The organism is Arthrobacter sp. AZCC_0090, from assembly GCF_014207375.1.
Taxonomy (GTDB): Bacteria; Actinomycetota; Actinomycetes; order Actinomycetales; family Micrococcaceae; genus Arthrobacter.
Window position 1 is genome coordinate 118,221 of the sequence record NZ_JACHEE010000007.1, and the last position, 15,131, is coordinate 133,351.

14 protein-coding genes are annotated in these 15,131 nt (G+C 64.4%); 11 read left to right on the forward strand and 3 right to left on the reverse strand.

Annotated elements, in window-relative coordinates; all coding sequences use genetic code 11:
• Nucleotides 1-37: 37 nt before the first annotated feature.
• The 3 genes from HNP00_RS12820 to HNP00_RS12830 all read left to right on the forward strand — a co-directional run bounded on the left by HNP00_RS12820 (nucleotide 38) and on the right by HNP00_RS12830 (nucleotide 1,728).
• Nucleotides 38-499, forward strand: coding sequence for a hypothetical protein (locus tag HNP00_RS12820; protein WP_184739641.1), 462 nt, complete (start codon nucleotides 38-40; stop codon nucleotides 497-499).
• Between the two features lie 105 nt (nucleotides 500-604).
• Nucleotides 605-997: a type II toxin-antitoxin system VapC family toxin gene (locus tag HNP00_RS12825; protein WP_221451470.1), complete on the forward strand. Its 393-nt coding sequence runs from the start codon at nucleotides 605-607 to the stop codon at nucleotides 995-997.
• Between the two features lie 107 nt (nucleotides 998-1,104).
• Nucleotides 1,105-1,728, forward strand: coding sequence for a LysE family transporter (locus HNP00_RS12830; RefSeq protein WP_184739645.1), 624 nt, complete (start codon nucleotides 1,105-1,107; stop codon nucleotides 1,726-1,728).
• 28 nt (nucleotides 1,729-1,756) lie between these two features.
• Here HNP00_RS12830 and HNP00_RS12835 read toward each other — a convergent pair whose 3' ends face one another.
• The gene (locus HNP00_RS12835) at nucleotides 1,757-2,794 is read right to left on the reverse strand and encodes a LacI family DNA-binding transcriptional regulator (protein WP_395893819.1); all 1,038 of its coding nucleotides are present in this window, start codon (nucleotides 2,792-2,794) and stop codon (nucleotides 1,757-1,759) included.
• Nucleotides 2,795-2,957: 163 nt separating this feature from the next.
• On the opposite strand from HNP00_RS12835, the gene HNP00_RS12840 reads away from it, so the two are divergent.
• From HNP00_RS12840 to pabB, 7 genes are all read left to right on the forward strand, one after another.
• Nucleotides 2,958-4,010, forward strand: a complete 1,053-nt coding sequence (locus HNP00_RS12840) for a nucleoside hydrolase (protein WP_260404952.1) — start codon at nucleotides 2,958-2,960, stop codon at nucleotides 4,008-4,010.
• Nucleotides 4,011-5,438, forward strand: coding sequence for an MFS transporter (locus tag HNP00_RS12845; protein ID WP_184739647.1), 1,428 nt, complete (start codon nucleotides 4,011-4,013; stop codon nucleotides 5,436-5,438).
• A complete protein-coding gene (locus HNP00_RS12850) occupies nucleotides 5,435-6,379 on the forward strand; it encodes a ribokinase (protein ID WP_184739649.1) in 945 nt (314 codons plus the stop codon). Before HNP00_RS12845 ends, HNP00_RS12850 begins: the two co-directional genes overlap by 4 nt.
• A gap of 115 nt (nucleotides 6,380-6,494) precedes the next feature.
• Nucleotides 6,495-7,454 carry an ABC transporter ATP-binding protein gene (locus HNP00_RS12855; RefSeq protein ID WP_184739651.1) on the forward strand — a complete coding sequence of 320 codons (960 nt, stop codon included), beginning with the start codon at nucleotides 6,495-6,497 and terminating at the stop codon, nucleotides 7,452-7,454.
• Nucleotides 7,451-9,043, forward strand: a complete 1,593-nt coding sequence (locus HNP00_RS12860; RefSeq protein WP_184739653.1) for an ABC transporter permease — start codon at nucleotides 7,451-7,453, stop codon at nucleotides 9,041-9,043. Before HNP00_RS12855 ends, HNP00_RS12860 begins: the two co-directional genes overlap by 4 nt.
• 113 nt (nucleotides 9,044-9,156) lie before the next feature.
• Nucleotides 9,157-9,732, forward strand: coding sequence for a low molecular weight protein-tyrosine-phosphatase (locus HNP00_RS12865; RefSeq protein ID WP_184739655.1), 576 nt, complete (start codon nucleotides 9,157-9,159; stop codon nucleotides 9,730-9,732).
• Entirely contained in the window at nucleotides 9,729-11,756 is a 2,028-nt protein-coding gene (pabB, locus tag HNP00_RS12870) for an aminodeoxychorismate synthase component I (protein ID WP_184739657.1), read from the forward strand. The genes HNP00_RS12865 and pabB overlap by 4 nt, the downstream gene beginning before the upstream one ends.
• 2 nt (nucleotides 11,757-11,758) lie before the next feature.
• Here pabB and HNP00_RS12875 read toward each other — a convergent pair whose 3' ends face one another.
• Entirely contained in the window at nucleotides 11,759-13,339 is a 1,581-nt protein-coding gene (locus HNP00_RS12875; RefSeq protein WP_184739659.1) for an NCS1 family nucleobase:cation symporter-1, read from the reverse strand.
• A 162-nt stretch (nucleotides 13,340-13,501) separates the two neighbouring features.
• Between HNP00_RS12875 and HNP00_RS12880 the strand changes: the two genes are divergently transcribed.
• Complete coding sequence (locus HNP00_RS12880; RefSeq protein ID WP_184739661.1) at nucleotides 13,502-13,966, forward strand: phage tail protein; 465 nt, start codon at nucleotides 13,502-13,504, stop codon at nucleotides 13,964-13,966.
• 98 nt (nucleotides 13,967-14,064) lie between these two features.
• Here HNP00_RS12880 and HNP00_RS12885 read toward each other — a convergent pair whose 3' ends face one another.
• Entirely contained in the window at nucleotides 14,065-15,120 is a 1,056-nt protein-coding gene (locus HNP00_RS12885) for a DNA polymerase IV (protein ID WP_184739868.1), read from the reverse strand.
• Between the last annotated feature and the right edge of the window lie 11 nt (nucleotides 15,121-15,131).

Sequence of the window (15,131 nt, forward strand, 5' to 3'; positions counted from 1 at the left end):
CCTGTCCCAGTTTCACGGCCGCGAATAGCCTCGAAACATGATTATTCAAGCAGGCTTTGACCTCGAGCTCCTCGCCCGTCCGCTCATTGTTCAAGAAGGAAAACTGTTCCCAAGGCTCGTGGTGATCGGCCTTGACGCCGAGCTTCAGCTGGAGAGCATCAGAGTCGTCACGGAGTCCTTCAGCGGTAGCCTGGGGACGTTCCAGGAAGCCATCTTGGAACACCTGGATCTAGAGGGCACCAAGTACTTCGCCATTGCCCACGCCGGAATCTGGGCAGAGGACGACTACTTCGATGAACAGCCAATCCTCGCGGAAGCGAAGGTTCTGTCAGAGGCAGCCGCAAGGCGGGGACTTCTCATGATCGGCCATTTTGGGATCGACGAAACCGGGTACATGTCCGCGGGCCCCCACTCCTACTTTGACCAATATGCATCGGGAGACGATCTCCCGGACACGATGACTCACTGGGTACATTCGAAGTTTGGCCATTGTGAGTAGGCGTCGGAGCGAAACAGCCAGAAGCGTCCACCGCTTTCTGGGTCAGATCGATCTTCCTGACAACTTGTTCAACCCTCTGACGGAGCAAGAACTGGCGGAGTGGGAATGACCGCGTTTCTCTTGGATTCCAAGGCGTTGGTGCTCGCCATGACCAGGCCAGACCAATTGTCCGGAACAGCCCGGTCGATCATCGAGGATCTCGAAAATCGAACTTTCGCCTCAGCCGCCTCCGCCTATGAACTGGCTTACAAGTACTCACGCGGCCGCCTCGCCGCGTTGGATCCGATCATGACGGGTTACCGTCGGCACGTGAAGCGTGTGGTCACCGAGGAACTGAGCCTGACCGCAGAGCATGCCCTCGCTGCGGCGTCGTTTGATTGGCAGCACAGGGACCCTTTCGACCGGATGATTGCTGCGCAGGCCGCCGTCGAAGGCTTGACGCTAGTGACGTCCGATCGAGCGCTCCAGGAATTCAAGCTCGTAACCACAATCTGGTAGCCGCGCCTCAGGATCACGCCTCGTCGATTTGGTCGCGCAATAGGGCCGCTCCTCCTCGATTTGGCCGCCCGTCCGGACACCGTATCCTGCGGGCATAAGCTGGATCGGTGCAGATTTCGCTTTGGCTGGCCCTAGTAGGCGCTGGCACCCTGATAAGTTTCACTCCCGGCGCGGGCGCCATCTCCACCATGAGCAATTCGCTCAACTCCGGATTCCGCCGCTCCATCTGGGGAGTACTAGGCCAACAGGCGGCGCTGATCATCCACATCCTGATCGTCGCGCTCGGGGTAGGTGTTCTGGTCTCCAGCTCGCCGGTGGTCTTCAACGTCATCCGCTACACGGGGGCTGCCTACCTGGTGTACATGGGCATTCGGCAGTTCCTGCACCGGCCGGACCTGGACAAGGAAAAGGTGGAGGCCCGGCGGAACGAGCCGGCCTGGTCCATGTTTCAGCGGGGCGTCTGGGTCAACCTGCTCAACCCCAAGGCGATCGTCTTCTTCCTCGCCTTCATGCCGCAGTTCATCCGCCCCGAACAGCCACTGATTCCGCAGTATCTGATCCTCAGCACCACGATCGTCTTCATCGACATCTGCGTCATGTGGTTCTTCTTCGCTTTGGCAGCCCGTTCATTCCAACGGTTCACCCACAACGAGCATGGGCAGAAGGTCCTCAACCGCACTTTCGGCGTGCTGTTCATGTCGGTGGGCGTGCTGCTGGCCGTCATCCACTAACGCCACCACTGCCGAAAAACCACCTGGCCTACGCGGTAGAACCCCGCACCACCAACGAACTCTCCAGCGTTAGCTGCGGCTGTTCCAGCTCACGGCCTTCCATCAGTCCCCGGAGCTGTTCGCCGGCCTTGAGTCCCAGGGGCGTGGCTGGCAAATGCACACTGGTCAGGCTCGGGTTGCTTGTCGCCGAATACGGCAAATCGTCGAAGCCGGCAACCGCAAGTTCCTCCGGAATCCGGACACCAGCCACGCGGGCTTCCTGCAGCACACCGTAGGCATGCGTGTCCGTTCCGCAGACGACGGCGGTGACCCCGGCGCGCTGCCAGTCCGGCCATGCAGCAGCAAAGGCAGCCGCGGCAGCGCCGACGTCGATAGTGGTACTGATGATGTGCGCGTCCGCAACGGAAATACCGCAGGAATTTGCCTCATCCAAGAACGCGGCCCGGCGCACTTCGAACGTTGCCGTTCCAGTCACGCTGTCCACGTAGGCCACGCGTTTATGTCCGGAGGCAGCCAGGTGTGCGGCCAATTCACGGGCGCCATGGGCAACATCGAGGTTCACGGACGGAGCGTAGGTCTCAAGGCCCGGGGCATCGAGAAGGACCAGCGGCCCGGCAACGGACAGCTCCTCCAGGAAGGCCGCGTTGGGCGCATCTACCAGGAGGCCCGCCGGGCGAAGGGCAAGGAGCTTCCGGACGTCGTCCGCGCGGGGAAACTCACCAGCGTCGGTCACGGAGAGCAGAAGCTGGTATTCGGAGCCGAGCGATTCCCGCACCCCTGCGATGACCTTGGCGAAAAAGGGGTTGGAAATATCTGGCGCCACAAGGATCACAATCGAGCTGACGCCCTTGGCCAAGGAACTGCCGATGCCATCCACCACGTAGCCAAGTTCGGCGATGGCCTGGCGGACGCGCGAAATGTTGTCCTCGGACACCCTGCCCTGGGTTTTTCCGTTGGCAACCAGGGACACCGTCGCGGTGGAAACCCCGGCCAGCGAGGCCACCATCGCCGCGGTCACGCGCTGCGTACGGCCTGGTGCTTGTTGCACTCGTTCCGGCGATTCCATACATCGATCGTAGCCGGGAACCGGTCAATTCCCACGCCGCAAGGCATCAAGCGCTTGACCTGATCGGCGTTAAGCGCTTGACGCGACCCGCGGGCCAGTGCCAGAATTCCCCTGAATGCTTTAGCGTCCTGCCTCGGCAGGCCCCAATGACGTGGAGATGAACATGGACCCCAACACCATGACCCGTGAACGCAAGAAGATCATCCTGGACTGCGACCCCGGGCATGACGACGCCGTGGCCCTGCTCCTGGCCCACGGCAACCCGGACATCGAACTGCTCGCCGTCACCACAGTGGTCGGCAACCAGACCCTCGAAAAAGTCACCCGCAATGCCCTGTCCGTGGGCACCATCGCAGGCATCACAGGCGTTCCCTTTGCCGCCGGCTGCGACCGCCCACTCGTCCGCTCCATCGAAACCGCGCCGGACATCCACGGCGAAACCGGCATGGACGGCCCCGAACAGCCCCAGTCCACCATCGAGCTGGACCCCCGCCACGCCGTCGACCTCATCATTGAAACCATCATGGCGCACGAGCCGGGCACCGTGACCCTGGTCCCCACTGCGGGACTCACCAACATCGCCATGGCCGCCCGCAAGGAGCCGCGCATCGTTGAACGAGTCAAGGAAGTTGTCCTCATGGGCGGCGGCTACCACATAGGTAACTGGAGCGCCGTGGCCGAATTCAACATCATTATCGACCCCGAGGCCGCACACATCGTCTTCAACGAAAAGTGGCCCGTAGTGATGGTCGGTTTGGACCTCACGCACCAGGCCTTGGCCACTCCGGAGGTTGTCGAGAAGATCGCGGCCGTCGGCACCAAGCCGGCGAAGTTCGTCATGGAACTGATGGAGTTCTTCACCAAGACCTACAAAGACGCCCAGGGCTTTGACTATCCTCCGGTGCACGATCCCTGCGCCGTGGCCTACGTCATCGACCCCACCGTGATGACTACCCGCAAGGTCCCCGTCGACATTGAACTGCAGGGCAAGCTCACCCTCGGCATGACCGTGGCCGATTTCCGTGCCCCCGCACCCGCTGACTGCAACACCTCCGTCGCCGTCGACCTCGATCACGAGAAGTTCTGGAATCTCGTCACCGACGCGATCGTCCGCATCGGAGAGCCCGACGCCGCCCAGCCCACCGCCGTCGTCGAACCCACCGCCGTCGAACCCACCGTCGCCGCTGCCGGCAGCATCGTAGGAGAGGCCAAGTAGATGACCACCCTGATCAACGAAACCAAGACCACCCGCGGCAACGTCACAGCCCTCATGGTCGCCCTGCTGGCTGCCTGCGTGGCCTTCCAGCTCAACGCGTCAATGCTCAGCCCGGCCCTGGTCACCATGGGCAATGAGCTCCACACGGACCAGGCGGTCATCGGCCTCTCCCAGACCTGGTTCTTCACGGCCGCAGCCCTGTTCTCGCTCTTCCTGCCGCGCCTGAGCGACATCGTCGGCCGCAAGAAGATCCTCCTCGGCATGATGCTTCTGATGGCCGTCGGCTCGGTCATCGCGGCGATGGCCCCGGACGTCACGTGGCTCTTCGTGGGCCGCATCATCCAGGGCGTCAGCGGCCCCACCGTGCCGTTGTGCCTCATCATGCTGCGCTCCGCGGTCAACAACCCACGCAAGTACGGAGCCCTCATGGGCCTCATCACGGCAGTCAACGGCGGCGTTGCCGGCGTCGACTCCTTCGTGGGCGGCTACTTCGCCGAGCACTTCGGATTCCGCAGCATCTTCTGGCTCATGGTCGGCCTCGCAATCGTGGCCACGGCCCTGATCGCCCTCCTGGCTGGCGAGAGCAAGCCTGCCGCTGGCACCATCATGGACTGGCTCGGGGTATTCTTCATCGTGATCGCCGTGGGCGCACTCCTGACGGCTCTCAACGAGGGTTCCAAGCTGGTCGGCGCCTTCTCCTCCGGCACGCTGATGCTGGCCATCGGGCTGATTGTCATCGCGGCAGCCGCGTTCGCCGCCTTCTGGACAGTGGAGAAACGCTCGAAGGCGCCGATGGTCGAAACCATCCACCTTCGCCAGCGCTCAACCTGGGCACCGCTGCTGACCACCACCCTCGCCATGACCGGCATCTTCGCAGTCATCAACGGCATCGTCCCCGCTTACGTCCAGGCCGCAGCACCGGGATTCGGCGTTGGCCCCACCGAGATGTCGCTCGTGATCCTCACTCCGTACGCCCTTCTCGGCTGGGTATTCGGACCCATCAGCGGCCGGCTCGCGCCGGTGCTCGGCTACACCAAAGTCCTGCGCATCGGAATGCTGGGCAGCATCGCGGCTCTGGCCATCATCGCGTTCTTCGGACTCAGCAGCCTGCCCCTCATGATCGTGGGAACGGCCTTGCTCGGCATCATGTACGCCGGTACCGTCAACATCATGCTCAACGGACTCGGAGTTGTCCTCTCCCCCGCCGGAAACCCCGGCTTCCTGCCCGGCATGAACGCCGGCGCGTTCAACCTCGGCGCCGGCCTGAGCTTCCTGGTCCTGCCGGCGGTGCTCGTGGCAACGTCAGCCCTCGGTGGCGCCAAGGCCTCGTACTTGACGGTCGTCGTCGTCGGCCTGGCCATCACGGTTGCCGCTTTCGCGGCGTCGCTGCTGATTCCCAAGCCCCTCGAAGCCGAGGTGGAAAAGTGACCAGCAGGATCGTCGTCGTCGGGTCCTTGAACGCTGACCTGACCATCTATTGCGAGCGGCTCCCGCTCCCGGGCGAAACCGTGCACGGCAACGGTTTCGCGGTCAATCCCGGCGGCAAGAGCGCCAACCAGGCCGTCGCGGCGAGCAAGCTGGGCGGCACGGTGAGCCTGATCGGCGCGGTCGGAAACGACTCCAACGGTGACATGCTCCTCGCCTCCACGGAAGGGGCCGGGGTGGACGTGTCGCGCGTCCGCCGTTCCGCGGATGCTGCCACCGGGGTCGCGGTCATCGCGGTGGACGCGAAGGGCGAGAACAACATCATCATTTCGACCGGTGCCAACGGTACGCTCGCCCCGGCGGACGTGTCGGCGGACGCCTTCGACGACGCCGCGGTGCTCTGTCTCTGCCTGGAGGTCAGCCTCGAGACTGTCGAGGCTGCCGCCAAAACAGCGCACGACGCCGGAGCAACCGTTCTGCTGAACCTCTCGCCCTACGCCGAGATTCCGCAAAGCCTTGCCGCCTTGAGCGATGTGCTGTTGGTCAACGCCCACGAAGCCTCCATGTTCCTGGGCGACGCCGAGATGCCCCATCCGGGCGCGCACGCAAGCGCCTGGGAGCCTGTCCGAAGCCAGTTCGCCGAGCGGGGATTGCAACGGGTATTGGTTACGCTCGGCTCCCATGGCTCGGTGGTGTTGGATTCGCTCGCCGCATCCGGGGAACAGATCTCCCGGATCGCGCCTACCAAGGTCAATGCCGTGGACACCACCGGCGCAGGAGACGCCTTCACCGGCGCCGTGGCTGCCCGCCTCGCCGCGGGTGAAACCCTGGCGGAAGCCGCGGCGTTCGCATCGGTCGCCGCGGCGCTCGCCACCACGAAGAAGGGCACCCAAGCCGCCTACCCGGCCGCCGAGGAGGTCCTGGAGCACTTGCGGATTTCCTGACCCGCAAGACGCCCGCAGGCGCCCGAGAGATCCCGGCAGGGAGCCCTCAGGCAGGTGCAGCAGACCACTTCCGTTGCACCTGTCCGCGCTGTCATCGCGGGAGTAAGCTCACTCCATGACCGCCGCCGTCAGCATTTCGGGGCTCGTGAAATCGTTCGGGCGGTTCAGGGCCCTGGACGGACTGGATCTCGAGGTCCGCGAAGGCGAGGTCCATGGCTTTCTAGGGCCGAACGGCGCAGGCAAGTCGACAACGCTTCGTATTCTCCTCGGACTCCTCAGGGCCGACTCAGGCGCCGTAGAGGTTCTTGGCGCGGACCCGTGGCGGGACGTCGTCGCACTGCATCGGCGCATTGCCTATGTGCCCGGGGACGTCAGCATCTGGCCCACCCTCACGGGCGGCGAAGCCATCGATCTTCTCGGCAGGCTGCGCGGCGGTTTGGATGAAAAGCGCCGCAAGGATCTCCTGGAAGCCCTCGATCTGGATCCTTCCAAACGCGGGCACACCTATTCGAAGGGCAACCGGCAAAAAGTGGCCATCGTGGCGGCCTTGTCGTCCAACGCCGAGCTTTTGATCCTTGATGAACCCACTGCCGGCTTGGATCCCCTGATGGAGGCTACTTTCCGGGAGGAAATCCACCGGGAACGCACCTTGGGACGTACAGTGCTTCTCTCCAGCCATATCCTCGCCGAGGTGGAGGCCCTGGCCGACCGTATCAGCATCATCCGCAAAGGCAAGGTCGTAGAGACGAACAGCCTTGAGGAGATGCGCCGCCTGACCCGTACCAACGTCTCGGCGACGCTCAGCGACGGCGCCGGCGTGCTAACTGCGCTGCCCGGAGTGACGGACCTCAGGGTCGAGGGAAACCGCGTGCATTTCAGCGTGGACGCAGAAACCCTTGGCGACGCCATGAGTGTGCTTGTCCGCCACGGAATGTCCGCACTGGCGGTCACACCTCCGAGCCTGGAGGACCTGTTCCTTCAGCACTACGGCGATCAACATGACCCCGTGGCCGATGACGCGGACCGGCTGAACACATCGTTCTTCGGCAGGGGCGGCCGCAGGCGCGCGCAATGAACAGCGCATTCACGGGGACGTTACCCCTCCTGCGACACGCGATCCGTTTGGACCATTGGAAGCTGTTGCCTTGGTTTCTGGTCTTCGGGATCCTTCCGGTGCTTGTCTATTCGTTGTACGGCTCCCTTTTCCCTTCACCAATCGACGCCTTGGCGCTCCAGTCGAGCCTTTCCACCAACCCGGCTTTCTCCTTGCTCTTGGGTCCCGCAACGGATCTCAGCACCGCGATCGGCTTCACCACATGGCGGCTCCAGATGTTCGGCATGTTCTTCGCGGCCCTGATGGCGGTTCTCACCGTGACGCGGCATACCCGGGCAGCCGAAGACTCAGGGCAGGCCGAACTGCTGGACTCCGGCGTCGTAGGCAGGCACGCAAGGCTGGCATCCGCAGTCCTTCTCGCCTGGCTTGCCTCTGCTGCAGTGGGCCTGCTGGTGGGTGCGACGCTGACGCTGGCTGGCGCGCCGTCGGCGTCGGCCTATTCCCTCGGGGGAGTGCTGGGTAGTACTGGAGTGGCCTTCGCCGGAGTCTCGGCAGTCACCGCGCAGCTAGGGTCGGCGGCCCGCGTCGCCAATACCCTCGCGGACACCGTGCTTGGCATCAGCTATCTTGTGCGCGGGTTGGGTGACACGCTCAATGACGCCAACTGGCTGCTTTGGGCCAGCCCAATGGGCTGGGCGGAGCACGTCCGTCCGGCGACCGACAACGACCCCAGGCCGATGATGCTTCTGGTTGGCGTCGGCGTGCTGCTGGTTGGCTTGGCCGCATGGCTGTCATCGCGGCGGGACTTTGGACTTGGCCTGATTCCGACCATGCCGGGTCCCGCACGGGGACGGGCGGGGATCTGGGGTCTGACCTCGCGACTGAACCGCCTGCCCTTCTGGAGCTGGGGGGTGAACCTGTTGGTACTTGGAACGGTGTTCGGCTTGGTCTCGGGAACCTTGAGCAGCGCTTTTGCCGGCAACCCGTTCGTCAGGCAGCTGATCGCGTTCCGAGTCACCACGGAGGAGCAACTGGTCTACGGGTTCGTTGAAGTCCTGGTGCTGATACTGGGAATCATCGGCGCGGTTTTGGGCATCCAGCTCGCCCTCCGTTTCTACGTGGAAGAAGAGGAGCGCAGGTCAGAGTGGGTATTGTCGGCCCCGCTGTCACGCCTGCGCCATGTCATACCGACGGCGGTCTTGTCCATCGTTGCTCCAGGGGTGGGAATGGTGGTTTGTTCCCTTGCCTTGGCCATCGCATCCAACGCTTCCGGCTCTCCGCTCGAGGTGGGCAAGGTGGTCCTGCAGGGCGCTGCGGAACTTCCGGCCATCTGGCTCGCCGTGGCAGTGGCCCTCGCCCTCATCGGACTCGCCCCCGGACTTCGGTCCTTGGCCTGGCTGCTCCTGGTTTACTGGCTGCCCCTGACGTTCTTCGGGCCCATACTGAAGGCCCCCGAATGGCTGATGAATACGAGCCCTTTCCATGTGGTGCCCCACGTTTTCTCCGCCGGAACGGACTGGTTGCCGGCGTGGTGGACCTTGGCGATCGCCGCCGTTCTGGTGGTTGCCGGGCTGGCGGGCTACCGCCGTCGTGATCTGGTGTGCACCTAAGTCAGCCCCGGCGAGCACGTGCTTTTACCCCTCAACCAGCGACTTTACAAATTCCGCAAACTGCCGCCCCTTGTGACTAGCCAAGACGGGGTGGCATCCCCCATGCTTGCTCCATGTACTCAGCGTCGAGCCCATACCGCATCATCACCGTCTGCACGGGGAACATCTGCCGCTCGCCCATGGCTGAGCTGATGTTGACCGAAGCGTTCGACGCCGGAGGGTTGGGTGGGGCGGTTGTGGTGGACTCCGCGGGAACTACTTCATACGAGGCCGGCCACCCCATCGATCCACGCGCCGCCCGGGTCCTTTCAGCCCACCGCATCCGCTCTGAGACGCACATTGCCAGGAGCTGGCGGCAGGAATGGTTCCAGGAGCGGGACCTGATCCTGGCGCTCGACGTGGACCACTACGGCTGGCTACACGAGGCCGCCCCGGACTCACAAACCCTCGCCAAAATCCGGATGCTGCGCAGTTTCGACCCCTCGGTTGCGGGCCGGAGCACCCTGGATCTGGGCATCGAGGACCCCTGGTACGGCGGCCACCACGATTTCGACGTCACCTGGAACCTCATCAGGGCGGCCGTCCCGGGGATCGTCGCGCACACGCGGGCAGCCCTCGCCGCTGGCCATCAGGGCGCTGGGCAGCCGGGACGGGACTACGACCCACAGCAGGTACGCTCTATTTCATGACCCCAGCACCCGTGATCATCGCCGTCGATGGCCGCTCCGGCGCCGGAAAGACCACGCTCGCCGTCGAACTTGCCGCTCGTCTCCGCGTGCATCACAAGGTATCGCTGTTCCATCTTGAGGACATTTATCCGGGCTGGAACGGCCTCGCCGCGGGCATCGAGCGGTACGTCACCACCGTCCTGGCTCCGCTGCGCAACGGCGACGCGGCCGAGTGGGTCAGCTGGGATTGGCAGAACCACTATGACGGCCGCAGCCACGTCACCCTGCCCGCCGAAATCGTCATTGTGGAGGGCGTCGGGGCCGCGGCCAGCGCCGCCCGTCCCATGCTGGATGCCGTGGTTTGGGTAGACGCTCCCGACGACGAACGCAAGCACCGCGCATTGGCCAGGGACGGCAGCACTTACGAGCAATTCTGGGACAGCTGGGCATCCCAGGAAGACGAGTGGCTGGAGACCGATGACGTCCTCGAACACCTGGACATCAGGGTCCGGAACCGCGCGGACGGCAATGCGTCGGAAGACGTCCTCCAGGCGCTGAACTACCTCCCCTCGCTCTCCCCCGTGCTGGCCCCCGAACTCTCGGCACGCCGCGGTTTGAGTTTGAACTACGAGCGCCATGAGGGCGTGCTCGCGGATCCTGCCGCATTGTTTTCCGAGCTGTACGGCGGTTCGCCGCGGGCAGTGTGGCTGGATTCCTCCAATGCTTCGGGCGACAGCACGGCTCCGGGCGCAGATCGCCGCCGTTTTAGCATCATGGCCGACGATTCAGGGGCCTTCGGACAATGGGCAAGGCACTCCGATGGGGTAACCACTATCACGGCTGGCCAGGCATCCGTGGCTGCCGAAGGGCTGTTCTTCCGGTGGCTCAACTCGGTGTGGGGCCGTCGAACGCTCAAAGGCCCCGATGGCTACGAATGCGGCTTCACCCTCGGCTGGCTCGGCTACCTCGGGTACGAACTTAAGCGCGAGACCGGCGGGTCGAACGTACGCGCGCACACCCCCGACGCCCAATTGATCTTCGCCGGCCGCGCGGTGGTCCTCGACCACCAGAGTGGCGATGTCTGGGCCCTCACCCTTGATCCCGACGACGCCGAGTGGCTCGCCCGGGTGCGTCACGCCGTCGTGCGCTCTCCGCGAAAGGACGTACGCGCACCGGGAACGCCGCCGGTTCCGAGCTTTTCCAGCCGGGACACCGAGGACGAATACAAGCGCAAGATCACTGGCGCCCAAAACGAGATCGCCGAGGGCAACACGTACGAGGTCTGCCTGACCACCACCGTGAGCGCCAAGGATCCAGGACTGGACCCATGGGAGAGCTACCTTGCGCTTCGTCATCGCAACCCGGCGCCGTTCGCGAGCTACTTGCGGTTCGGCGAGCTGACGGTGGCCAGCACCTCGCCCGAGCGTTTCCTTCGGATCACCTCCGATGGCGGTATGCGGGCCGAGCCGATCAAGGGCACCAGGGCCCGGGCCAACGATCCCGTCATTGACGAAGCGCTGCGGCGAGGCCTTGAATCATCGCTCAAGGACCGTGCCGAGAACATCATGATCGTGGACCTGCTCCGCAACGATTTGAGCCATTTCGCCGTGCCAGGATCCGTGACCGTCAGCCGGCTGTGCGCGGTGGAAAGCTACGCCACGGTGCACCAGATGGTGAGCACCATCGACGCCCAGCTGCGGCCGGGAGCCCCCCGCGCCGAGGCCGTGGCAGCTGCGTTCCCCGCCGGCTCCATGACGGGCGCCCCGAAGATCAGCACCATGGACATCCTGGACGAACTGGAGTCAGGCCCGCGCGGGGTCTACTCCGGCGCCATCGGCTACTTCTCGCTCAACGCGGCAACGGACCTCGCCGTCGTGATCCGGACTTTGGTGATGGGTCCCGACGGCGACGGCGGACGCACGCTGAGTCTCGGCGTCGGAGGCGCCATCACGGCGGATTCCACGCCCCTGGAGGAGTACGAGGAAGTCCGGACCAAGGCATTCGGCGTGCTCTCGGCACTGGGCGCGGAGTTCCCCGAGGGCTGAGTTTAGTCGTGCTCCTCCGTGCGGGCGCGGAGCGTCCGCGGGTCGTTGCGGGTGATTGTGTAGTAGATGACGCTGGCCAGGATGGCCCCCACGAACCATGAATACGGGCCCAGGCCCGAGCCGCCCGGGAGGAAGGTCTGCAGTGCAGGAACCAGCGCCATGAACCCGGCGACGACGGCGGCCGGAACCAGTGCGGCGATCGCTTTGAGGTTCCAGCCCTTTGTGTAGAAGTAGAGGCCTTTCTCATCCTCGTGGTACAGGTCCGAGACCTTGCAGCGCTGGTGCCGGATGCGGAAGAAGTCCGTGAAGATGACCCCGAACAGGGGACCGAGGAGCGCGCCGAGGCCACCCAGGAAGTACACGATGACCACGGGGCTGCTGAAGAGGTTCCACGGCAGGATCACGATCGCCAAGACGGCACTGATCAGCCCACCGCGGCGGAAGTCGATCCGGTGCGGGGCCACGTTGGCGAGGTCGTAGGAAGCCGAGACAAAGTTTGCCACCACGTTGATGCCGATCGTGGCCACCACAAACGTGACGGCGGCGATGATGGTGATCCACGGATTCTTGATGGCTTGCACGATCGCGACGGGATCGGTGATGACCTTGAACATGTCCTGGCCCTGGTACTGGTCTGCAGTGAAGTAGGACGCCGCGCCGGCAGTGACCACCACCGTGACCAGAGCGAACGCGATGAAGTTCACGGGCAGTCCCCAGAAGTTTCCGCGCAAGATGGTTTTGCGATCCGGGGAGAACCGGGAGAAGTCGCAGAAGTTCAGGAGCAGCGCAGCAAAGTAGGTGACCGTCAGGGCAATGGCCGAGAAGAACTGGCTCAAGGCTGCCGCGCCATCCAGGGGTGCGACGCCTGGAATCGACAGGCTGAACTTGTCGCCCGCCTGCGTCAGGATGTAGACCGCCAGCGCGAACATGGCCACCCAAATGGCAGGACCCGCCCAGTCCTGGAACCTCCGGACCGTCTCCATGCCCCTGCGGATGACCAACAACTGGACCGCCCACAGGACCAGGAAGGCCGCCCAACCGAGCGGGGTCAGGCCAAGGATGCGTGGCACGTCCGGGCCGTCCAGGGAGGTCAGTTGCGGCCACACCGAGAACAGCAGCACCAGCACGGCTTCCGAGGCGAGCCACGTCTGGATGCCGTACCAGGCAATGGCGATGAGTGCCCTGATCAGGGCGGCGAGGTTGGCGCCGAAGAGGCCGAAGGACATCCGCGCCAGGACGGGATACGGGACGCCTGTCTTCTGCCCCGCTGTCCCGGCGAAGTTCATGAGGAAGTAGACCAGGGTGATGCCAAGGACGAGTGCCAGGAACACTTGCCAGCCCACCAAACCCGTGATGAAGAGTCCGGCGGCGAAGGTGTAGCCGGCGATGCTGTGGACGTCGCACATCCAGAGGGCGAAGAGGCTGCGAACCCTCCAGTTCCGCTGCCGGGCCGGGGCGAGGTCTTCGTTCCACAGCCGGTCGCTGACTACGCGGCCCTCGGCCAGGATCCGGACTTTCTCCGGGTGTTCAACACTTGGTTCGGGCGGTGCCTGCGGGACCGGGATTTCGTTTTTCCGCGCCATGATTCCTCCTAACACCGCTTCCAAACATGCTTGGAATTACAGAATCGCCCCATCGCGGCAGGAAGGAAAGACCCGACGGCGGTCGGGTGGCCGCTGAACTCGGCTAGTGCTGGCACGTCGTCGCGTTAGCATTGGTCCCACTACGTCTTACCAGGAGGTTGCATGCCGTACACCGTTGACTTCGGGAACGTCTCTACAGTCGGATTGGAGTCCTCTCCGGTCGCCGAGGCCCTCGCCGGGTTGCGCGCCAACGAGGCCCGCTATTACCGGAACAAGTACGACCACGTCTTCACGGTGAGCCCCGCGAGCGAGGTTCCGGAGGTGGTCGAGCGGGTGAGCCGGATACTCCGGGAGGAGCGTGACATCGTCATCGGGTCCCGGCCGCTAGAAGCGACCGCCTTCGAGGTTGACGGTTTGCGGATGGCCTACGTTTTCTACGAGTCGGGACTGTCGATCAATGTCATGTACAGCGTCGACGACGGCGGGAAGCGGGCGGTCGGATTCAAACTCGCCGACGGCATGGAGATTCCGGAAGAACTGGCGCCGCGCTTCAAGTTCGCCCGCCAGAAGTCGAAGCTGGCGGGCGTTATCCGCGGCTCCTACTTCGTGATCAAAGGCGAGTACTGACCGCGCTCACCGCATCTGAGCAGTGCCTTGCTGGTAAAGACCGGTGCCGTGCTGGCAAAGACCGACGCCGCGCTGGTAGAGGAAGGGCAGCGACGGCGTCACCAACCGCCACGCGTCGGCGTGTGTCCCTTCCGGGCATCGTCGGGCATTGCCATTTCGGCCCGCAGGCCTAGGAGTCGGATCGGACGGCCCTCTTCGATTCCGGCTGCGAGGTCCAAGGCCCGCGCGAGGATTTCGTTCCGGTCGAATGTCTCTGGAATCTTCCTCGCGTGGGTCGTGGTGAAGAACGGTGCGTACCGAACCTTGAGGGTCAGCCCAACCACGGGCCGTCCTTCGGCCACGACATCCTCCAGGACACGCGCTGTCAGCTCCTTCACGGCGTCGTCAATTTGGGCCGGCTCGGTCAGGTCCTGCTGGAAGGTGGTCTCCCGGCTATGCCCGCGGGCAACCCACGGGGTGTCGTCCACAACGCTGGCTCCGTCCCCGCGTCCGAGCTGCGCGTACCAAGGACCCATCCTCGGGCCGAACTCCGGGACGAGGTCTTGGGGATCGGACGCGGCGAGCTCGGCGACTGTGTTGATCCCGAGTCTGGCCAGCCGGCCCGACACTCTAGCTCCGACGCCCCACAGGTCCTTGGTGGGCCGGCTGCCCATGACGTCGAGCCAGTTCCCGGCAGTGAGACGGAAGACCCCGGCTGGCTTGCCGAAACCGGTAGCGACCTTGGCCCGGACCATGGTGTCGCCGATGCCCACGCTGCAATGCAGCTGTGTCCGCTCCAGGACGGCGTCCTGCACCTCCCGGGCGTAGGCTTCCGGGTTCTCTGTCTCGATGCCTACAAACGCTTCATCCCAACCCAGCACCTGCACGGTTGCGCCGGGCTGCGCGCGCAGGGTGGCCATCACTGTTTCAGACGCCGCGAGGTAGGCCTCCTGATCGACGGGCAGGATCACGGCGTCGGGCACTTTCCGGGCCGCAACGCGTAGAGGCATTCCGGAACCCACACCGAACGCCCTGGCTTCGTAGGATGCGGTGGACACCACGGCCCGTTCCGTCGGGTCTCCCCGACCGCCGACAATGATCGGCTTGCCCGCAAGCTCCGGCCGCCGCAGCACCTCGACCGCCGCGATGAACTGGTCGAGATCAACGTGCAGCACCCACGGGATTC